The sequence below is a fragment of the Streptomyces sp. NRRL B-3229 genome (assembly GCF_000719505.1).
In the GTDB taxonomy this organism is placed as follows: Bacteria; Actinomycetota; Actinomycetes; order Streptomycetales; family Streptomycetaceae; genus Streptomyces; species Streptomyces griseorubiginosus.
Map to the genome: position 1 here is coordinate 238,349 of NZ_JOGP01000009.1, position 20,653 is coordinate 259,001.

Annotated in this window: 18 protein-coding genes; 9 read left to right on the forward strand and 9 right to left on the reverse strand. The window is 67.8% G+C overall.

The annotated features are described in order from the left end of the window. Nucleotides 1–36 precede the first annotated feature (36 nt). Nucleotides 37–369, forward strand: a complete 333-nt coding sequence (gene trxA, locus IF54_RS0117450) for a thioredoxin (protein WP_020134150.1) — start codon at nt 37–39, stop codon at nt 367–369. Between the two features lie 61 nt (nt 370–430). Here trxA and IF54_RS0117455 read toward each other — a convergent pair whose 3' ends face one another. The 9 genes from IF54_RS0117455 to rpmH all read right to left on the reverse strand — a co-directional run bounded on the left by IF54_RS0117455 (nt 431) and on the right by rpmH (nt 7,323). Beyond that, the gene (locus IF54_RS0117455) at nt 431–1,048 is read right to left on the reverse strand and encodes a GNAT family N-acetyltransferase (protein WP_030319548.1); all 618 of its coding nucleotides are present in this window, start codon (nt 1,046–1,048) and stop codon (nt 431–433) included. 322 nt (nt 1,049–1,370) lie between these two features. Beyond that, nucleotides 1,371–2,471: a ParB/RepB/Spo0J family partition protein gene (locus IF54_RS0117460; protein WP_030319549.1), complete on the reverse strand. Its 1,101-nt coding sequence runs from the start codon at nt 2,469–2,471 to the stop codon at nt 1,371–1,373. Continuing rightward, the gene (locus tag IF54_RS0117465; protein ID WP_078852017.1) at nt 2,468–3,541 is read right to left on the reverse strand and encodes a ParA family protein; all 1,074 of its coding nucleotides are present in this window, start codon (nt 3,539–3,541) and stop codon (nt 2,468–2,470) included. The genes IF54_RS0117460 and IF54_RS0117465 overlap by 4 nt, the downstream gene beginning before the upstream one ends. 265 nt (nt 3,542–3,806) lie before the next feature. Beyond that, nucleotides 3,807–4,523 carry a 16S rRNA (guanine(527)-N(7))-methyltransferase RsmG gene (rsmG, locus tag IF54_RS0117470; protein WP_030319550.1) on the reverse strand — a complete coding sequence of 239 codons (717 nt, stop codon included), beginning with the start codon at nt 4,521–4,523 and terminating at the stop codon, nt 3,807–3,809. Between the two features lie 118 nt (nt 4,524–4,641). After that, a complete protein-coding gene (locus tag IF54_RS0117475; protein WP_030319552.1) occupies nt 4,642–5,154 on the reverse strand; it encodes a protein jag in 513 nt (170 codons plus the stop codon). A gap of 16 nt (nt 5,155–5,170) precedes the next feature. Beyond that, a complete protein-coding gene (yidC, locus tag IF54_RS0117480) occupies nt 5,171–6,439 on the reverse strand; it encodes a membrane protein insertase YidC (protein WP_030319556.1) in 1,269 nt (422 codons plus the stop codon). Between the two features lie 3 nt (nt 6,440–6,442). Then, entirely contained in the window at nt 6,443–6,796 is a 354-nt protein-coding gene (gene yidD, locus IF54_RS0117485) for a membrane protein insertion efficiency factor YidD (RefSeq protein WP_030319557.1), read from the reverse strand. Beyond that, the gene (rnpA, locus tag IF54_RS41195; RefSeq protein WP_078852007.1) at nt 6,793–7,164 is read right to left on the reverse strand and encodes a ribonuclease P protein component; all 372 of its coding nucleotides are present in this window, start codon (nt 7,162–7,164) and stop codon (nt 6,793–6,795) included. Before rnpA ends, yidD begins: the two co-directional genes overlap by 4 nt. A gap of 21 nt (nt 7,165–7,185) precedes the next feature. After that, a complete protein-coding gene (gene rpmH, locus IF54_RS0117495; protein WP_005482975.1) occupies nt 7,186–7,323 on the reverse strand; it encodes a 50S ribosomal protein L34 in 138 nt (45 codons plus the stop codon). Nucleotides 7,324–7,706: 383 nt separating this feature from the next. Between rpmH and dnaA the strand changes: the two genes are divergently transcribed. The 8 genes from dnaA to IF54_RS41210 all read left to right on the forward strand — a co-directional run bounded on the left by dnaA (nt 7,707) and on the right by IF54_RS41210 (nt 20,595). Continuing rightward, nucleotides 7,707–9,764, forward strand: a complete 2,058-nt coding sequence (gene dnaA, locus IF54_RS0117500; RefSeq protein ID WP_078852008.1) for a chromosomal replication initiator protein DnaA — start codon at nt 7,707–7,709, stop codon at nt 9,762–9,764. Between the two features lie 926 nt (nt 9,765–10,690). Then, complete coding sequence (gene dnaN, locus IF54_RS0117505; RefSeq protein WP_030319564.1) at nt 10,691–11,821, forward strand: DNA polymerase III subunit beta; 1,131 nt, start codon at nt 10,691–10,693, stop codon at nt 11,819–11,821. 138 nt (nt 11,822–11,959) lie between these two features. Then, nucleotides 11,960–12,835: a phosphogluconate dehydrogenase (NAD(+)-dependent, decarboxylating) gene (gene gnd / locus IF54_RS0117510; RefSeq protein WP_020134161.1), complete on the forward strand. Its 876-nt coding sequence runs from the start codon at nt 11,960–11,962 to the stop codon at nt 12,833–12,835. 90 nt (nt 12,836–12,925) lie between these two features. Beyond that, the gene (gene recF, locus IF54_RS0117515) at nt 12,926–14,047 is read left to right on the forward strand and encodes a DNA replication/repair protein RecF (RefSeq protein ID WP_030319566.1); all 1,122 of its coding nucleotides are present in this window, start codon (nt 12,926–12,928) and stop codon (nt 14,045–14,047) included. Then, complete coding sequence (locus IF54_RS0117520; RefSeq protein ID WP_030319568.1) at nt 14,044–14,667, forward strand: DUF721 domain-containing protein; 624 nt, start codon at nt 14,044–14,046, stop codon at nt 14,665–14,667. The genes recF and IF54_RS0117520 overlap by 4 nt, the downstream gene beginning before the upstream one ends. Nucleotides 14,668–15,018: 351 nt before the next feature. Beyond that, complete coding sequence (gene gyrB, locus IF54_RS0117525; RefSeq protein WP_030319570.1) at nt 15,019–17,091, forward strand: DNA topoisomerase (ATP-hydrolyzing) subunit B; 2,073 nt, start codon at nt 15,019–15,021, stop codon at nt 17,089–17,091. A gap of 42 nt (nt 17,092–17,133) precedes the next feature. Continuing rightward, nucleotides 17,134–19,731, forward strand: a complete 2,598-nt coding sequence (gyrA, locus tag IF54_RS0117530; RefSeq protein WP_030319573.1) for a DNA gyrase subunit A — start codon at nt 17,134–17,136, stop codon at nt 19,729–19,731. Between the two features lie 18 nt (nt 19,732–19,749). Continuing rightward, the gene (locus tag IF54_RS41210; protein ID WP_078852010.1) at nt 19,750–20,595 is read left to right on the forward strand and encodes a DUF3566 domain-containing protein; all 846 of its coding nucleotides are present in this window, start codon (nt 19,750–19,752) and stop codon (nt 20,593–20,595) included. The last annotated feature ends 58 nt before the right edge of the window (nt 20,596–20,653 follow it).

Sequence of the window (20,653 nt, forward strand, 5' to 3'; positions counted from 1 at the left end):
CCCGCCCCACCGCACCAACCAGTTAAGGAGCCCGCCGTGGCCGGCACCCTGAAGAATGTGACCGACGATTCCTTCGAGCAGGACGTCCTGAAGAGCGACAAGCCCGTCCTGGTGGACTTCTGGGCCGCCTGGTGCGGTCCGTGCCGCCAGATCGCGCCGTCCCTTGAGGCGATCGCCGCCGAGTACGGCGACAAGATCGAGATCGTCAAGCTCAACATCGACGAGAACCCGGGTACGGCCGCCAAGTACGGCGTCATGTCCATCCCGACGCTGAACGTCTACCAGGACGGCGAGGTCGCCAAGACCATCGTCGGCGCCAAGCCCAAGGCCGCGATCGTCCGCGACCTCGAGGCGTTCATCGCTGAGTGACGTTTCACGTGAAACACGAAGGGGCCGGTCCTCACGGACCGGCCCCTTCCTTGTGTTCCCGTCACAGCGGTCGCAGCGCCGGCTCCTTCTGAACCGCCCCCAGAAGCCGGTCAAGCGCCATCTCCACGTCTTCCTTCCAGGAGAGCGTGGTACGCAGTTCCAGCCTCAGCCTCGGATACGTGGGGTGCGGCCGGACTGTCTTGAAGCCCACCGCCAGGAGATGATCTGCTGGAAGCAGACACGCGGGCTCCTTCCAACGGGCGTCACCGAAGGCCTCGATCGCCTTGAAGCCCCGCCGCAGCAGATCTTTGGCGACCGTCTGCACCATCACCCGGCCCAGCCCCTGTCCCTGGTAGCCCGGCATGATGAACGACGTGATCAGCTGGACGGCATCCGGGGAGACAGGGCTCGTCGGGAAAGCCGTCGAGCGGGGTACGTACGCCGGAGGCGCGTAGAGGACGAAGCCGACCGGCACGTCGTCGATGTAGACGACGCGCCCGCATGATCCCCAGTCCAGCAGGACGGCGGAGATCCATGCCTCCTTCTCCACGGCCGGTGTGCCGGCCTTTACCGCGGCTTCTCCGCTGACGGGGTCCAACTCCCAGAAGACGCAGGACCGGCAGCGTGTGGGGAGGTCCTGAAGATTGTCCAGCGTGAGCGGTACGAGCCGACGCCCCATGAAGGCTGATCCTCGCTTCCTTCGCCCGCCGCGCTGCGGGCGGCCGTCAGAGCGCTCCGTTCCCTGAGCAGGCTGCCGACGAATCCGCCGACCGCCCCCAGTCCCAGGCCCGCGCTCACCAGTCCGCTTCGGCTCATCGTTCGCATGGCCCCTGCCTCCCCTCAGAGGTACTGCCGGGTGGATGTGCCGCACCCAGTCGCATCGTATCCACCCACCGATTCCATCGATACCGCCTGAAAGCAAAGAGCGGGCCGTGTCCGGTGGGCACCGGACACGGCCCGCTCTTTGTGTTGCTGAGCATCCTCACTCGGCGAAGCCTGGCTCAGGCTTCCGTCTCCTCGGCATCATCGTCCAGCAGGCTCTTCTGGAGCACGGGCCCCTCGCCGGGAGCGAGGCTGCTGAGGATGCGCTCGAGGTCCTCCATGGAGGCGAACTCGACTGTGATCTTGCCCTTCTTCTGCCCCAGATCGACCTTGACCCGCGTCTCGAAACGGTCCGAGAGACGGGTCGCGAGGTCGCTCAGCGCCGGGGAGACGCGGGCACCGGCGCGCGGCCCCTTGGGGCGCTGGGCGGTCTGCGGACGGGACCCCATGAGAGTCACGATCTCCTCGACGGCACGCACCGAGAGCCCCTCGGCCACGATCCGGTGAGCCAGCCGGTCCTGCTCCTCGGAGTCCTCGACGGAGAGCAGCGCACGTGCGTGTCCGGCGGAGAGGACCCCGGCAGCCACCCGACGCTGGACCGCCGGAGAGAGCTTCAGCAGACGCAGCGTGTTGGAGACCTGCGGACGAGACCGGCCGATGCGGTCCGCCAGCTGGTCGTGTGTGCAGTTGAAGTCCTTCAGCAACTGGTCGTAGGCCGCAGCCTCTTCCAGCGGGTTCAGCTGGGCGCGGTGCAGGTTCTCCAGGAGAGCGTCCAGAAGGAGCTTGTCGTCCTCCGTGGCCCGCACGATCGCCGGGATCGCGTCCAAGCCGGCCTCACGGCTGGCCCTCCAGCGCCGCTCGCCCATGATGAGCTCGTAGCGCGCGGGACCGACCTGTCGTACGACGACCGGCTGGAGCAGGCCCACCTCCTGGATGGAGGTGACCAGTTCTTGCAGCGCGTCCTCGTCGAAGACCTCACGCGGCTGGCGCGGGTTCGGCGTGATGGAGTCGAGCGGAAGCTCAGCGAAGTGAGCACCCATGGGAGGCGCAGGAGTCTCCGCATAGCCATTGACCGACGGCTCCTCGGCCTCAGATGAAACAGGCGGCAGTGTGGCCACCTTCGCCGCGGCCACACCACGATCGCTCGTCAGCACCGGCACGGCCGACGGGGACGCGGAACCGGCGCCTCCCATCGCCGCCGGCGTCGGCGTCTTCTCCGTCGGGGCAGCAGGGATCAATGCGCCGAGCCCACGGCCCAAACCCCTCCGTCGCTCGCTCACTGGATCCCCTCCACCATGCTCGGGTTGCTCTGTGCGCCGATGTGCGCCTGCGTCGGGTCATAGCTGACACCGACACCCTTCAGCGCGATCTCTCGTGCTGCCTCAAGGTAGGACAGGGCGCCGCTCGATCCGGGATCGTACGTCAGCACCGTCTGTCCATAACTCGGCGCCTCGGAGATACGGACCGAGCGGGGAATGCTCGTCCGCAGCACCTCGTCACCGAAGTGGGTGCGCACCTCGTCCGCGACCTGGGACGCGAGGCGCGTCCGGCCGTCGTACATGGTGAGCAGGATCGTCGATACGTGCAAGGTGGGGTTGAGGTGGCCCCGCACCAGGTCGACGTTGCGCAGCAACTGACCCAACCCTTCCAGCGCGTAGTACTCGCACTGGATCGGGATGAGGACCTCCGCACCGGCCACCAGCGCGTTGACCGTCAGCAGGCCGAGCGAGGGCGGGCAGTCGATGAGGATGTAGTCCAAGGGCTGCTCGTACGCCTGGATCGCTCGCTGAAGCCGGCTCTCACGTGCCACCAGGGACACCAGCTCGATCTCCGCACCGGCGAGATCGATCGTGGCGGGAGCACAGAAGAGACCTTCGACGTCAGGCACCGGCTGGACGACCTCGGACAAGGGCCTGCTGTCCACCAGGACGTCGTAGATGGAAGGGACTTCGGCGTGATGGTCGATGCCCAGCGCAGTGGACGCGTTGCCCTGGGGGTCGAGGTCGATCACCAGGACACGGCCACCGTGCAGAGCCAGCGAAGCGGCAAGATTGACGGTCGTCGTCGTCTTGCCCACTCCACCCTTCTGGTTGGCGACGACCATGATCCGGGTCTGCTCGGGCCGGGGCAGGCCCTCGCCGGCGCGGCCCAGAGCCTCTACCGCCAGTTGGGCAGCACGACCGATCGGAGTGTCGTCCATAGGCGGCGGTGTTTCACGTGAAACATCCTCCCCCATCGACTCGGTTCGGGGACCGGGGACCGGATCGGTCATCGGTCCCGCGATGTTGGCGTTGGACCGCAAGGATTCACTCTCCTCGACTTCAGGCTCGCAATGAACAGAGCCTCCCATGTCTTCGGGGGTGTGAACCAGTGAGGCCTGTTGTTCTGTGGAGAAATCCACCTCTGTGGACAACTCCGTTACCTCTCCGAGCGACCCGAGAGGCTTTCGGTCGCGGGGTTCGGCCGCGGCGCGGCCCCGGCTGATGATGCCGTGCAGCAGTGAGCGACGTTTCACGTGAAACACGATGCACAGCAGCGGTGGCCGTTCCGCCGCGACACTCCGGCATGCGTAGGTTTGGCAGCTTGTGTGGAGTACGTCTCGTCGTCAGGACGGATCAGCGCCGTCGGCGGGTCCGCCCGGTCCGGGCCGCCTTGGCACGCTTGGCAGCGAACCGCACACCGCCCGGGCTCTCCCCGACCTCGACGCGCACCACGGTGGACAGCGGATCAACCACTCCTTCACCCACGTGCAGGACGGAGGTCTCCACGGCACCGAGCTTGCTCAACGCCGTGGACGCGGCCTTGAGCTCCTCCTCAGCGGTGTCGCCCTTGAGGGCCAGCATTTCCCCGTAGGGACGCAGCAGCGGGATGCCCCAGGTCGCCAACCGGTCCAGCGGAGCAACAGCCCGCGCCGTCACGACATGGACGGGAGTGAGCTTGCCCATGACCTCCTCGGCCCGACCACGGACCACCGTCACGTGGTTCAGGCCCAGCAACTCCACGACCTCCGTCAGGAAGGTCGTACGCCGCAGCAGAGGCTCAAGAAGCGTGATCTTCAGATCCTCGCGGACGAGAGCCAGGGGGATGCCGGGTAGCCCGGCTCCGGAGCCGACGTCGCACACGGTCACACCCTCGGGAACGACCTCCGAGAGCACCGCGCAGTTCAGCAGATGCCGCTCCCACAGGCGGGGCACTTCACGCGGCCCGATGAGACCGCGCTGCACACCCGCCTCGGCAAGCAGCTCGGCATAGCGGACCGCGTCCGCGAAGCGATCGCCGAACACCTCACGCGCCTGCTCGGGCGCGGGGGGAAGCTCCGCTGCCTCCGTCACGGGGAACCGTCCTTCCGTACCGCATCGACGCACCCGGCGCCGACCACCAGAACTATCAGGCTGACAAAGTCCGGCCCCGCCTGCTCTACAGACGGGGCCGGAGAAACCTAGGAACCGATCAGGCGGGAAGCACGACGACGAAGCGCTGCGGCTCCTCGCCCTCCGACTCGCTGCGCAGGCCGGCGGCCTTGACCGCGTCGTGCACGACCTTGCGCTCGAACGGCGTCATCGGCTGGAGCTTCACGGACTCGCCGGTGCTCTTGACCTCGGCCGCCGCCTTGGAACCCAGCTCGGAGAGCTCGGCACGCTTCTTGGCCCGGTAACCGGCGATGTCCAGCATGAGACGACTGCGATCCCCGGTCTCCCGGTGCACGGCCAAGCGGGTGAGCTCCTGAAGGGCTTCCAGCACCTCGCCGTCACGACCGACCAGCTTCTGCAGATCGCGGCCGCCCGCGTCGCTGATGATCGAGACAGCGGCGCGATCGGCCTCGACGTCCATGTCGATGTCGCCGTCGAGATCGGCGATGTCGAGCAGACCCTCGAGGTAGTCCGCCGCGATCTCGCCCTCCTGCTCCAGGCGAGTCAGGGTGTCTGCACCCTCGGCAGCGGCGGAGGTGGTGCCTTCCGTCACGGGATGGACTCCTTCGTTACTTCTTGGACGGGGACTTGGGCCGCTGCGGGCCCTTGCGCTGTCCTGACTGGGCCTTGCTGCGGTTGGCGCTGCCGGGCTGGTTCTTGGCCGCGGGCTTGGCGGCCTCGGGCTCGTCGGACTTGCTGAGCGAGGTCGGCTCCGACGCCTCGGTCTCACCGGCGGCCTTGGGGCCGCCCGACTGGCGCTGGGACTTGCTCTGCCGCTTGGGCTGCTGACGCTTGGGCGTGGCCCCGCTCGCCGGCGAACCGTCCTCGGTCTGGACCGCGGCCTGGGACTCGCTCTGGATCACAGTGCCGTCGGCCTGAGCCGCCAGACCGGCCTTGTTCAGACCGTTGATGAACTTGCGCTCGAACTCGTTGCGGTCCCGGCCCTTGGCGACGATGGCCTTGATGATGGTGCGCTCACTGCGCTTGCGGGCCTTGCCGTGGTTCATGACGTGCTTGGTGAGGCGCTCCAGGTAGGCGGCCTGGGCCTTGGAACCCGGGGTCGGGTTGTTGTGGATGACGTACATCTGCTGGCCCATGGTCCACACGTTGGTGGTCAGCCAGTAGACGAGGACACCGACCGGGAAGTTGATGCCGAAGACGGCGAACATGACCGGGAAGACGTACATCAGCATCTTCTGCTGCTGCATGAACGGCGTCTTGACCGTGGTGTCGACGTTCTTCGTCATCAGCTGGCGCTGGGTGTAGAACTGCGACGCCGACATCATGATGATCATGATCGCGGTGACGACCCGGACATCGGTGACCGTGGCGCCCAGCGCCTGGACGGTGGCCGAACCGTCCTTGAACTTCGCGGCGAGCGGAGCCCCGAAGATGTGCGCCTTTCGGGCGCTGGCCAGCAGCGACTCGTTGATGACACCGATGGTGTCGCCCGTCGCGATGCCGTTGAGCACGTGGTACAGGGCGAAGAAGAACGGCGACTGCGCCAGGATGGGAAGGCACGAGGAGAGCGGGTTGGTGCCCGTCTCCTTGTACAGCTTCATCATCTCTTCGGACTGACGCTGCTTGTCGTTCTTGTAGCGCTCCTGGATCTTCTTCATCTCGGGCTGGAGCGTCTGCATGGCCCGCGTCGACTTGATCTGCTTCACGAAGAGCGGGATCAGGCAGATACGGATGAGGATCACGAGGGACACGATCGACAGGCCCCAGGCCCACCCGGTGTCAGGGCCGAAGATCTTGCCGTACACCGTGTGGAACTGGACGATGACCCAGGAGACGGGTGTCGTGATGAAGCTGAAAAGACTGGCAATCGTGTCCACTAATCATGCTCCTTGGGCATGGGACGGAGTCTCTGCGGCCGGGCTCGAAGGAGTATGTCCCTCGGTGGCCGAGTCGGCGGCGGAGGGCCCGCCCCTGCGTGCACGCCAGGCGTTACGCAGCATTTCGTGCCACCGCGGACGCTTGCGCGGCGGGACATGGTCCACACCACCCAGCGACCACGGATTGCACCGCAGGATGCGCCAGGCGGTGAGTGCCGTTCCCTTGATCGCACCGTGGCGGTCGATGGCCTGGAAGCCGTAGTGGGAACACGACGGGTAGTACTTGCAGACCGGCCCCAGCAGCGGACTGATGGTCCACTGGTACAGCTTGATCAGCGCCAGCAGCGGGTACTTCATCGCGCGCCCCCTCCCAGCAGCCGCTGAACAGCGGCATCCAGGTCTCGGGCCAGTTGTTCATGATCGGCGTCGACCGCCTCGGGCAGCGCTCGTACGACTACCAGGCTACCGGGGGGAAACAGGTCCACCCTGTCGCGCATCAGATGGCGAAGCCTGCGCTTCACCTTGTTGCGCACCACGGCACCACCCACGGCCTTGCTCACGACGAAACCCGCACGCGTCGGGGGAGCGCTCTCCCCAGGCGCGTGCGGGTTCGTGGCACCGCTACGAAGATGGACGACGAGGGACGGGCGTCCGGCCCGGCGCCCTCGTCGTACCGCGGTCGCGAAGTCCTCGCGCCGCCTCAGCCGGTTCTCGGTGGGCAGCACGACGGCATGACCTGACCGGGATCAGGCGGACAGGCTGGCGCGACCCTTGCTGCGGCGGTTCGCCAGAATCGCGCGGCCGGCACGGGTACGCATCCGCAGACGGAAGCCGTGGGTCTTGGCGCGACGACGGTTGTTCGGCTGGAAGGTGCGCTTGCTCACTCGGGGGCTCCAGAAATCAATCGGTGGTGGCGGGTGCCGTCCTGGCTGTCACCGTGCGCCCACGAGTAGCTCGCAGTTACGCCCGTGTGCACCGCTTCCCGATCACCTGACGTGATCTGTGCCCATCGGAGGCAGGCGGCAGCAGCCATCGACAACTCGACCTGGTTACGGTACGCGGGGCTACGCCATCCGGTCAAACCAGAGGCCACAGGGAGACACTGTCCACAGGCTGGGGACAACAACTTGAACCGCACCCGTCGCCCTGACTACCGTGGCTGAACTCCGATTCGTTCCCTTGACCCCTGTGTTTCGGCTCCACCCCATTTGAATCCCGACTCGTCCCACAACCACACGTTCGTGGGACCCGTGAGAGAGCGTGCCCTGTGGCTGACGTACCTGCCGATCTTGCCGCAGTGTGGCCACGTGTACTCGAGCAACTCCTCGGTGAGGGCCGCGTCCAGGGTGTGGAGGCGAAGGACGAGCACTGGATCCGCCGCTGCCAGCCCCTCGCGCTGGTCGCCGACACCGCCCTGCTCGCCGTACCGAACGAATTTGCGAAAGGCGTACTGGAGGGCCGGCTCGCCCCGGCCGTCAGCGAGACGCTGAGCCGCGAATGCGGCCGCCCGATCCGTATCGCCATCACTGTCGACGACTCCGCCGGCGAGCCCCCCTCGCCGCCCGCACCCCCGGCCCCCCGCTCCCAGCCCCGCTACGAGGAGCCCGAGCTCCCCTCCGGCCAGTACGACGGGCCCTACGACAACCAGTACGACAAGCAGTACGACAAGCAGTACGACAACCCGTACGAGAGCTACGGCCGCCACCGCGCCGACGACCGCCAACGCGACGACCGTAAACGCGCCGACGACTCCCCCTCGGGCCGCCCCGAGCAGCGCCCCGGCCCCCAGGGTGACCACAATCCCCGTCCGGACCAGCTCCCGACCGCCCGGCCCGCGTACCCCTCCGAGTACCAGCGCCCCGAGCCCGGCGCCTGGCCGCGGCCCGCGCAGGACGAGTACAGCTGGCAGCAGCCACGGCTCGGCTTCCCGGAGCGCGACCCGTACGCAACTCCGTCGCAGGAGCCGTACCAGCAGGAGTCGTACCCCCAGGAGCCGTACAAGCAAGAGCCGTACGCACAGGACCCCTACGGCTCCCCCTCCCAGGACTACCGCCCCCAGTCCATGGAGCGCCCCTCCTACGACAACCCGCGCCCCGACTACGACCAGCGGCCGGACTACGACAAGCCCCGCTCCGACTACGACCAGCGGGACGCCCGCCGGGACCTGCCCGAGCCCCCGTCGGCCAGCGGGCACGTGCACCGCGGCGGCCCGGTCGGCTCCAACCTGCCCACCACCGGCGCCCCCGGCCCGCTGGCCGCACAGCCCGCACCGGCGACCGGACCCGGCGAACCCACCGCGCGGCTGAACCCGAAGTACCTCTTCGACACCTTCGTCATCGGCGCCTCCAACCGCTTCGCGCACGCGGCCGCCGTCGCCGTCGCCGAAGCGCCGGCCAAGGCCTACAACCCCCTCTTCATCTACGGCGAGTCGGGCCTCGGAAAGACGCACCTGCTGCACGCCATCGGGCACTACGCGCGCAGCCTCTACCCCGGCACACGCGTGCGGTACGTGAGCTCGGAGGAGTTCACCAACGAGTTCATCAACTCCATCCGCGACGGCAAGGGCGACAGCTTCCGCAAGCGCTACCGCGAGATGGACATCCTGCTCGTCGACGACATCCAGTTCCTCGCGGACAAGGAGTCGACGCAGGAGGAGTTCTTCCACACCTTCAACACCCTCCACAACGCCAACAAGCAGATCGTGCTCTCCAGCGACCGGCCGCCCAAGCAGCTGGTCACCCTGGAGGACCGGCTGCGGAACCGTTTCGAGTGGGGCTTGATCACCGACGTCCAGCCGCCCGAGCTGGAGACCCGGATCGCGATCCTGCGCAAGAAGGCGGTCCAGGAGCAGCTCAACGCCCCGCCGGAGGTCCTGGAGTTCATCGCCTCCCGCATCTCGCGCAACATCCGCGAGCTGGAGGGCGCGCTGATCCGCGTGACGGCGTTCGCCTCGCTCAACCGGCAGCCGGTCGACCTGGGCCTGACGGAGATCGTCCTCAAGGACCTGATCCCCGGCGGCGAGGACTCGGCCCCGGAGATCACCTCCACGGCGATCATGAGCGCCACGGCCGACTACTTCGGCCTGACTGTCGAGGACCTGTGCGGCACCTCGCGCGGCCGCGCGCTCGTCACGGCCCGCCAGATCGCCATGTACCTCTGCCGCGAGCTCACCGACCTCTCGCTGCCCAAGATCGGCGCACTCTTCGGCGGCCGCGACCACACGACCGTCATGCACGCGGACCGCAAGATCCGCAATCTGATGGCCGAGCGGCGCTCCATCTACAACCAGGTCACCGAGCTGACGAACCGCATCAAGAACGGCTGACAGCAGCGGAGTCACGGCGGCTCCGACAGCTGAGGGCGCCCTGGGGACGAGGTTCCCGGGGCGCCTTCGTCGTTCCCCCGCACACCCCCTCCGTGGTTCCCCGGCAGGCATCCTCGCCGTTCCACAGGTCACGACGCCGTAGCCCGGTGTTCGATTCCCTGCCGGGTTACGGCCTTACTCCACAGATCCGGTGACTTTTTTCCCTCCACATCCTGGGGACCGCGAAGTTGTCCAGATCGGCGTCCACAGGGGCCCTCCTGAAAGACCATCACCCCAGGTCACCCCCTTGTGGATTCGTGGACGAACGATCTCCACAGACTGTGGACAGTCAGAAGATCCACAGGCTGTGCATCAAGTTGTCCACCGGCAACCCACAGGCGGAGGCCGGTTGTCCCCAGAGATCGCCGGCTTCTCCACATGCCTGTCCACTGTTCGGCAACGCGACGCGCCTGATCACCGGGGCGAGTGAAAGGCGTCACACGAAGGTGCCGGGTTGGGCTGTGGGAAACGTGGGTAAAGCTGGGGACGGCGTTGGGGAGAAGTCGCCTCAGGCTGTGCACGGAGTGTGCAGAACTTTCTGTTCTCCACAGAGACGCCCAGTTGTCCACCGGTGTCGCCCACAGGGTCCGTGGACAAAATTTCCCCTCTGAGCTGGGAAAACGGGGTTATCCACGGTATCCACAGCCCCTACTACTACTGACAACTAGAGAGAGCTGGGAATCCGTTTCGAAGGAGGCCCTGTGCACAACTCGCTCTCCGGTGCCCGGCTGCCCCTCGTCACGACTTGACCCCGAGAGGCACCTACTGTCAGTGGGGTGCGTCAGACTGTTCCCGGTGTCCTTCCCGTCACCGGGGCCGACGACACCGAGACAGACGACGAAGCCAGGCAGGCAGAGCAGCGCCGGCAACAGCAGGAGGCGGCAACAGTGAAGATCCGGGTGGAACGCGACGTACTCGCGGAGGCAGTGGCCTGGGCGGCGCGCAGCCTCCCGGCCCGTCCGCCGGCGCCGGTCCTCGCCGGCCTTCTCCTGAAGGCCGAGGAAGGCCAGCTGAGCCTGTCCAGCTTCGACTACGAGGTCTCCGCGCGGGTCTCGGTGGAGGCCGAGGTCGAGGAGGAGGGCACGGTTCTGGTCTCCGGCCGCCTGCTCGCCGACATCTGCCGCGCCCTGCCCAACCGTCCGGTGGAGATTTCCACAGACGGTGTACGGGCGACCGTGGTCTGCGGCTCCTCGCGGTTCACACTCCACACCCTGCCTGTGGAGGAGTACCCGTCGCTGCCGCAGATGCCGAGCGCGACGGGCACCGTGCCCGGTGAGGTCTTCGCCTCCGCTGCCTCGCAGGTGGCCATCGCTGCTGGCCGCGACGACACGCTGCCGGTGCTGACCGGTGTGCGCATCGAGATCGAGGGCGACACCGTCACCCTCGCGTCCACAGACCGCTACCGCTTCGCGGTCCGTGAGTTCCTGTGGAAGCCGGAGAACCCCGAGGCGTCCGCGGTGGCCCTGGTGCCCGCCAAGACGCTCCTGGACACCGCCAAGGCGCTCACGAGCGGCGACAGCGTCATCCTGGCGCTCTCCGGCTCCGGTGCCGGCGAGGGCCTGATCGGTTTCGAGGGCGCGGGCCGCCGTACGACGACCCGTCTGCTCGAGGGCGACCTGCCGAAGTACCGCACGCTGTTCCCGACGGAGTTCAACTCCGTCGCGGTGATCGAGACCGCCCCCTTCGTGGAGGCCGTCAAGCGTGTGGCCCTGGTCGCCGAGCGCAACACCCCGGTGCGGCTGAGCTTCGAGCAGGGCGTGCTGATCCTGGAGGCCGGTTCCAGCGACGACGCACAGGCTGTGGAAAGGGTGGACGCCCAGCTGGAGGGCGACGACATCTCGATCGCCTTCAACCCGACCTTCCTGCTGGACGGGCTGAGCGCCATCGACTCCCCGGTGGCCCAGCTGTCCTTCACGACGTCCACCAAGCCGGCACTGCTGAGCGGCAAGCCGGCCCTGGACGCTGAGGCGGACGAGGCCTACAAGTACCTGATCATGCCGGTGCGGCTGAGCGGCTGAGCAGCCGTCGTCGGAAAGCCCCAGGTGAGGGCATACGTTTGAGCGCGTATGCCCACAGGTGTGCGTGAGCGTCCGGGTTTAGGCTCGTACGTGGGTACCAAAGTGCCCCACACGTCACAGCTACCTAAGGAACCACTGATGGAGCTCGGTCTCGTCGGCCTCGGCAAGATGGGCGGCAACATGCGCGAGCGGATCCGCCGCGCAGGCCACACCGTGATCGGATACGACCGCAACCCGGACCTCGCGGACGTCCACAGCCTGAAGGAGCTTGTGGACGCGTTGCAGGGCCCGCGGGTCGTGTGGGTGATGGTCCCGGCCGGGGCGCCGACGCAGGCGACCATCGACGAGCTGGCCGAGCTCCTCCAGCCCGGTGACGTCGTGGTGGACGGCGGGAACTCCCGCTGGACGGACGACGAGAAGCACGCCGAGGAGCTGGCGGCCAAGGGCATAGGTTTCGTCGACTGCGGTGTCTCCGGCGGTGTGTGGGGCCTGGAGAACGGCTATGCGCTGATGTACGGCGGCGACGCGGAGAACGTCGCCAAGGTGCAGCCGGTCTTCGACGCCCTCAAGCCCAAGGGCGACGCGGGTGCGGTGCACGCCGGCAAGGTCGGCGCGGGCCACTTCGCGAAGATGGTCCACAACGGCATCGAGTACGCGATGATGCAGGCCTACGCCGAGGGCTGGGAGCTCCTGGAGAAGGTGGACTCCGTGACCGACGTCCGGGAGGTGTTCCGCTCCTGGCAGGAGGGCACGGTCATCCGTTCCTGGCTCCTCGACCTCGCGGTCAACGCCCTCGACGAGGACGAGCACCTGGACAAGCTGCGCGGTTTCGCACAGGACTCCGGCGAGGGCCGGTGGACCGTGGAGGCCGCCATCGACCACGCGGTGCCGCTGCCGGCGATCACCGCGTCCCTGTTCGCGCGGTTCGCGTCCCGCCAGGACGACTCGCCGCAGATGAAGATGATCGCGGCGCTGCGCAACCAGTTCGGCGGCCACGCGGTCGAGACGAAGTAATCCACAGGGCTGTTCGCACAGTCCACAAGAGGCACGGTCCACAAGAGGGCTGTTGATAGTCCACAAGCTGGGGGAGGTCGGCGCCCGACCATGCACGTCACGCATCTGTCGCTGGCCGACTTCCGCTCGTACGCCCGGGTCGAGGTTCCGCTCGACCCGGGCGTCACCGCGTTCGTGGGCCCCAATGGGCAGGGCAAGACGAACCTGGTGGAGGCGATCGGCTATCTCGCCACTCTCGGCAGCCACCGGGTCGCCTCCGACGCGCCTCTGGTCCGTATGGGGGCCGAGCGCGCGATCGTCCGGGCGCAGGTCAGACAGGGTGATCGGCAGCAGCTGGTCGAGCTGGAGCTGAACCCGGGCAAGGCGAACCGGGCCCGGATCAACAGATCGTCGCAGGTCAGGCCGCGTGACGTGCTGGGGATCGTACGGACCGTGCTGTTCGCGCCGGAGGACCTCGCGCTCGTCAAGGGTGACCCCGGTGAGCGGCGCCGCTTCCTCGACGAGCTGATCACCGCACGCTCCCCGCGCATGGCCGGGGTGCGCTCCGACTACGAGCGCGTCCTCAAGCAGCGCAACACCCTGCTGAAGTCGGCGGCCCTCGCGCGGCGGCACGGGGGGCGTTCGATGGACCTGTCCACTCTCGACGTATGGGACCAGCACCTCGCGCGAGCGGGCGCCGAGCTGCTCGACCGGCGCCTCGACCTGATCGCCGCGCTGCAACCGCTGGCCGACAAGGCGTACGAGCAGCTGGCTCCCGGCGGCGGCCCGGTCGCCCTGGAGTACAAGCCGTCCGCGCCGGGTGAGGCACACACGCGTGAGGATCTCTACGAGCAGCTGATGGCCGCCCTGGCGGAGGTGCGCAAGCAGGAGATCGAGCGGGGCGTGACGCTGGTGGGCCCCCATCGGGACGATGTGAATCTCAAACTCGGTCAGCTGCCCGCCAAGGGATACGCCTCTCACGGCGAGTCCTGGTCGTACGCGCTGGCGCTGCGTCTCGCGTCGTACGACCTGCTCCGCGCGGAGGGGAACGAGCCGGTGCTGATCCTCGACGACGTGTTCGCCGAACTGGACGCCCGGCGCCGGGAGCGGCTGGCCGAGCTGGTCGCGCCGGGTGAGCAGGTGCTGGTGACGGCGGCGGTCGACGACGACGTGCCGCACGTGCTGGCGGGGACGCGGTACGCCGTGTCGGAGGGGTCGGTGGAGCGCGTATGAGCGACGAACGGCCTCTCCCCGGGAACGCCGGTGAAGCCGGGCACTCCGGCAGTGCCGAGGGCGCCGGAAGCACCGGAAGCGTCGGGAACAGCACGAACGCCGAGCGCCCCAAGCCCGCCGAGCCCTCCGGCGTCGACCTCGCGCGCGTGGCGCTGCGGGCCGCGAAGGAGCAGGCACGCGCGCGAGGGGACGCGGCGCAGCAGAAGCGGCAGGCGCGGCGGGGGGGCGGGCTGCGCTCCGGCGCGCACGCCGACGGCCGCGATCCCATGGCGTTCGGTGCTGCCATCAACCGGTTGATCACCGAGCGGGGCTGGGAGGCGCCCGCCGCGGTGGGCGGTGTGATGGGGCGGTGGCCGCAGCTCGTCGGGGAGAAGCTCGCCTACCACTGCACGCCCCAGCGGTACGACGAGGACGAGCGGGTCCTGGTCGTGCAGTGCGATTCGCCGGTGTGGGCGACCGAGGTGCGGCGGCTCGCGCCGAGCCTGGTCGCGCGGCTCAACGAGGATCTGGGGCACGGCACGGTGCGGCTGATCAAGGTGCTCGGTCCCGGTGGTCCGGCGCGCAGTTACGGCCCTCTGCGGGCCCCGGGCAGCAGCCGGCCCGGCGATCCCTACAGGTGACTTACGTCACGTGGTGTCTGCGTGATCGGTGTCGTCGTGGCACCGCACGCGGATGCGAACGACGACCTGACTCCCAAGTAGCAAAGGGTTGACGGCCGAAAGCGCTGAGTGCCGCTGTGAGCCTCTTGGAGCCCCGCTCCGTATATGGGGACCTGGAAGACGCCGGTTGAGGGCGGCACATGAGGACTCAGGTACCGGCAAACCCCCATCACTGTCGGCGCTACCGGTAGACTGGAAGCCAATCCCGCCCCGCACGTGGGGACCGCCCGGGAAACGCTGAGCAACGCTGATCAAGGCTTACCAACGCAACATGCCGCAGCCGCTCCGGCAACCCGCCGACGAGCCCGGCTCGTGCTGTGCCAGAAAGGGCGCTTCGTGGCCGATTCCGGCAACCCCAACGAGAACATTCCGTCCACCGACGCCGAGGCGAGTTCGTCGAACGGCGAGGTAACCGCCTCGTACGACGCCAGTGCCATCACCGTCCTCGAGGGTCTGGACGCGGTCCGCAAGCGACCCGGTATGTACATCGGCTCGACCGGCGAGCGCGGCCTGCACCACCTGGTGCAGGAGGTCGTCGACAACTCCGTCGACGAGGCGCTGGCGGGTCACGCGGACACCATCGACGTGACGATCCTCCCCGACGGCGGCGTCCGGGTCGTCGACAACGGCCGCGGCATCCCGGTCGGCATCGTTCCGTCCGAGGGCAAGCCGGCCGTCGAGGTCGTGCTCACCGTGCTGCACGCGGGCGGCAAGTTCGGCGGCGGCGGCTACGCGGTCTCCGGCGGTCTGCACGGCGTGGGCGTGTCCGTGGTGAACGCCCTGTCGACCAAGGTGGCCGTCGAGATCAAGACCGACGGATACCGCTGGACGCAGGACTACAAGCTGGGTGTGCCGACGGCCCCGCTGGCCCAGCACGAGGCCACGGACGAGCACGGCACCTCGGTGACCTTCTGGGCGGACCCGGACATCTTCGAGACCACCGACTACTCCTTCGAGACGCTCTCGCGGCGCTTCCAGGAGATGGCGTTCCTCAACAAGGGTTTGAGGATCAAACTCACTGACGAGCGCGAGTCGGCCAAGGCGACGTCCGGCGCGGACGAGGCGGGCGCGGACGAGAGCGCCGAGGTCAAGTCGGTCGACTACCACTACGAGGGCGGCATCGTCGACTTCGTGAAGTACCTCAACTCCCGCAAGGGAGACGTGGTGCACCCGACCATCGTGGACCTCGAGGCCGAGGACAAGGACAAGAACCTGTCCGTCGAGCTCGCCATGCAGTGGAACAGCAGTTACAGCGAGGGCGTCTACTCCTTCGCCAACATCATCCACACGCACGAGGGCGGCACCCACGAGGAGGGCTTCCGCGCGGCGCTCACCTCGCTGATCAACAAGTACGCGCGCGACAAGAAGCTGCTGCGCGACAAGGACGACAACCTCACGGGTGACGACATCCGCGAGGGTCTGACCGCGATCATCTCGGTGAAGCTGGGCGAGCCGCAGTTCGAGGGCCAGACCAAGACCAAGCTGGGCAACACCGAGGTGAAGACCTTCGTCCAGAAGGTCGTCTACGAGCACCTCACCGACTGGCTGGACCGCAACCCCGTCGAGGCCGCGGACATCATCCGCAAGTCGATCCAGGCGGCCACCGCGCGCGTGGCGGCCCGCAAGGCGCGTGACCTGACCCGCCGCAAGGGTCTGCTGGAGACCGCGTCCCTGCCGGGCAAGCTCTCCGACTGCCAGTCGAACGACCCCACCAAGTGCGAGATCTTCATCGTCGAGGGTGACTCCGCCGGCGGCTCCGCCAAGTCCGGCCGCAACCCGGAGTACCAGGCGATCCTCCCGATCCGCGGCAAGATCCTGAACGTCGAGAAGGCGCGGATCGACAAGATCCTCCAGAACCAGGAGATCCAGGCGCTGATCTCGGCCTTCGGCACCGGGGTCCACGAGGACTTCGACATCGAGAAGCTGCGCTATCACAAGATCATCCTGATGGCGGACGCCGACGTCGACGGCCAGCACATCTCCACCCTGCTGCTGACCTTCCTGTTCCGCTTCATGCGGCCGCTGGTCGAGGCCGGGCACGTGTACCTGTCCCGCCCCCCGCTCTACAAGATCAAGTGGGGCCGGGACGACGTCGAGTACGCGTACTCCGACCGTGAGCGCGACGCACTGATCGAGATGGGCCGCCAGCGTGGCAAGCGGGTCCGCGAGGACTCCATCCAGCGCTTCAAGGGCCTCGGCGAGATGAACGCCGAGGAGCTGCGCGTGACGACCATGGACCAGGAGCACCGCGTCCTCGGCCAGGTCACCCTCGATGACGCCGCCCAGGCGGACGACCTGTTCTCCGTCCTGATGGGCGAGGACGTCGAGGCGCGTCGGCAGTTCATCCAGCGCAACGCCAAGGACGTCCGCTTCCTCGACATCTGAGTCGGTCTCAGCTGACCGCACCAGGAAGGATCTTCACCCGCAATGGCCGACGAGAACACTCCTGTCACCTCTGAAGAGGGCGGCGTCATCGCCCAGCGTGTCGAGCCCGTCGGGCTCGAGACGGAGATGCAGCGCTCGTATCTCGACTACGCGATGTCCGTCATCGTGTCCCGCGCGCTGCCCGACGTCCGGGACGGACTCAAGCCCGTCCACCGCCGCGTGCTGTACGCCATGTACGACGGCGGCTACCGCCCCGAGCGCGGCTTCTACAAGTGCGCGCGTGTGGTCGGCGACGTCATGGGCAACTACCACCCGCACGGCGACTCCTCGATCTACGACGCCCTGGTGCGCCTCGCCCAGCCGTGGTCGATGCGGATGCCACTGGTGGACTCCAACGGCAACTTCGGCTCCCCGGGCAACGACCCCGCGGCCGCCATGCGGTACACCGAGTGCAAGATGGCGCCGCTGTCCATGGAGATGGTCCGGGACATCGACGAGGAGACCGTCGACTTCACGGACAACTACGACGGCCGCTCCCAGGAGCCGACCGTCCTGCCGGCCCGCTTCCCGAACCTGCTGATCAACGGCTCGGCCGGTATCGCGGTCGGCATGGCCACCAACATCCCGCCGCACAACCTGCGCGAGGTCGCGGCCGGCGCCCAGTGGTACCTGGAGAACCCCGAGGCCTCCCACGAGGAGCTCCTTGACGCTCTCATGGAGCGCATCAAGGGCCCCGACTTCCCGACCGGCGCCCTGGTGGTCGGCCGCAAGGGCATCGAGGAGGCGTACCGCACCGGCCGCGGCTCGATCACCATGCGCGCGGTCGTCGAGGTCGAGGAGATCCAGAACCGCCAGTGCCTGGTGGTCACGGAACTGCCGTACCAGACCAACCCCGACAACCTCGCGCAGAAGATCGCCGACCTGGTGAAGGACGGCAAGGTCGGCGGCATCGCGGACGTCCGCGACGAGACGTCGTCGCGCACGGGCCAGCGGCTCGTGATCGTGCTCAAGCGCGACGCGGTCGCCAAGGTCGTCCTCAACAACCTCTACAAGCACACGGACCTCCAGTCGAACTTCGGCGCCAACATGCTGGCGCTCGTCGACGGCGTGCCGAGGACCCTCTCCCTGGACGCGTTCATCCGGCACTGGGTGGCGCACCAGATCGAGGTCATCGTCCGCCGTACGCGCTTCAGGTTGCGCAAGGCCGAGGAGCGGGCGCACATCCTGCGCGGCCTCCTGAAGGCCCTGGACGCCATCGACGAGGTCATCGCGCTGATCCGGGCCAGCGACACGGTCGACATCGCGCGTACGGGCCTGATGGACCTCCTCCGGATCGACGAGATCCAGGCCAACGCCATCCTCGAGATGCAGCTGCGCCGCCTCGCCGCCCTGGAGCGCCAGAAGATCATCCAGGAGCACGACGAACTCCAGGCGAAGATCACCGAGTACAACGAGATCCTGGCCTCGCCGGTCCGCCAGCGCGGCATCGTGAGCGCCGAACTCGCCGCGATCGTCGAGAAGTACGGCGACGACCGCAAGACCATGCTGGTGCCCTACGACGGCGACATGTCCATCGAGGACCTCATCGCCGAGGAGGACATCGTCGTCACGGTCACGCGCGGCGGTTACGTCAAGCGCACCAAGACCGTCGACTACCGCGCCCAGAAGCGCGGCGGCAAGGGCGTGCGCGGCACGAAGCTCAAGGAAGACGACATCGTCGACCACTTCTTCGTGTCCACCACCCACCACTGGCTGCTGTTCTTCACCAACAAGGGCCGCGTCTACCGGGCGAAGGCGTACGAGCTGCCGGACGCCGGCCGGGACGCGCGCGGACAGCACGTCGCCAACCTGCTGGCCTTCCAGCCGGACGAGGCGATCGCCGAGATCCTCGCGATCCGCGACTACGACGCGGCGCCCTACCTGGTGCTCGCCACCAAGGCGGGTCTGGTCAAGAAGACGTCACTGAAGGATTACGACTCTCCGCGTTCCGGTGGCGTCATCGCCATCAACCTGCGGGAGCGCGAGGACGGTTCGGACGACGAACTGATCGGCGCCGAACTGGTCTCGGCCGACAGCGATCTGCTTCTGATCAGCAAGAAAGCCCAATCGATCAGGTTCACCGCCTCGGACGACACCCTGCGTCCCATGGGCCGTGCGACCTCGGGTGTGAAGGGTATGAGCTTCCGTGAGGGCGACGAGCTGCTCTCGATGAATGTTGTTCGACCCGGTACGTTCGTGTTCACTGCTACGGACGGCGGGTACGCGAAGCGCACCCCTGTCGACGAGTACCGCGTCCAGGGTCGCGGCGGCCTCGGCATCAAGGCTGCCAAGATCGTGGAGGACCGCGGATCGCTCGTCGGAGCGCTGGTGGTCGAGGAGACCGACGAGATCCTCGCCATCACGCTGTCCGGCGGTGTGATTCGTACGCGAGTCAGCGGAGTCAGGGAGACGGGCCGTGACACCATGGGCGTCCAACTGATCAACCTGGGCAAGCGCGATGCCGTCGTCGGCATCGCTCGTAACGCCGAGGCGGGACGCGAGGCGGAGGAGGTCGACGGCGATGTGGCCGACGACGAGACCGCCGAGGGTGCCGCCGAGACCATCGGCACGGACGAGGGTGAGTCGCCCTCGGCCGAGTAGCACGAGGAGAGAGTCATCGTGAGCGGAGCCACGGGCGCCGGATCGACCGGAACCTCTACGGGGTCCACCCCCGGCACGGAGGCCGACGGCGGCGGCCGTGGCTCCGCCGCGCGTGCGGCGGACGCCCGGGGCCCGGAGGCGCGCGGAACAGACCCGCGCGGCACGGCCCCGCATCCGACAGAACCGCACACCGTGGACACGCACACGACTCAGCTCAAGGCGATCAAGCCGCCCGCGACTCCGCCGCGCTCGCCCGAGACTCATGGATCCCAGGGGGGACCTGTGACGGACACCCAGCCGCCGGCCCGGCCGACGGCGCCCGCCGCACCGCCCCAGCCGCAGCCCGCGGCTCAGGCTTCGCCTTCTCCGCTGCCGGGGGAACGGCAGCCGCAGCAGCAGTCCGGCCCGTATCACCCGCCGCAGGCCTACCCGACACAGGCCGCCCCGGCCGGTGCCGTACGGCGCCCGCGGACCGGGGCGCGCACCGTGCCCCGTACACGCAAAGCACGTCTGCGGGTGGCCAAGGCCGACCCGTGGTCCGTCATGAAAGTCAGCTTCCTGCTCTCCATCGCACTCGGCATCTGCACGATCGTCGCAGCCGCCGTGCTGTGGATGGTCATGGACGCGATGGGCGTCTTCTCGACGGTCGGCGGGACGATCTCCGAGGCGACCGGCTCGAACGAGTCGAACGGATTCGACCTCCAGGCATTTCTCTCCCTGCCGAACGTCCTGATGTTCACGTCGATCATCGCGGTCATCGACGTCGTCCTCGCGACGGCTCTCGCGACCCTCGGCGCGTTCATCTACAACCTCTCCGCGGGCTTCGTCGGCGGCGTCGAGCTGACGCTGGCCGAGGACGAGTGACCCGTCTTCCTACCTGGCTTCAAACCTGTGGGGGCGGTCCTGAAGGAACCGATTTTGG

What these genes read in the sequence shown, in the direction of transcription:
- IF54_RS0117455 (WP_030319548.1), bottom strand. Translation starts at nt 1,048, where the DNA reads ATGGGGCGTCGGCTCGTACCGCTCACGCTGGACAATCTTCAGGACCTC.
- IF54_RS0117465 (WP_078852017.1), bottom strand. Translation starts at nt 3,541, where the DNA reads ATGGGAGGCTCTGTTCATTGCGAGCCTGAAGTCGAGGAGAGTGAATCC.
- yidD (WP_030319557.1), bottom strand. Translation starts at nt 6,796, where the DNA reads ATGAAGTACCCGCTGCTGGCGCTGATCAAGCTGTACCAGTGGACCATC.
- gnd (WP_020134161.1), top strand. Translation starts at nt 11,960, where the DNA reads ATGGAGCTCGGTCTCGTCGGCCTCGGCAAGATGGGCGGCAACATGCGC.
- recF (WP_030319566.1), top strand. Translation starts at nt 12,926, where the DNA reads ATGCACGTCACGCATCTGTCGCTGGCCGACTTCCGCTCGTACGCCCGG.
- IF54_RS0117520 (WP_030319568.1), top strand. Translation starts at nt 14,044, where the DNA reads ATGAGCGACGAACGGCCTCTCCCCGGGAACGCCGGTGAAGCCGGGCAC.
- gyrA (WP_030319573.1), top strand. Translation starts at nt 17,134, where the DNA reads ATGGCCGACGAGAACACTCCTGTCACCTCTGAAGAGGGCGGCGTCATC.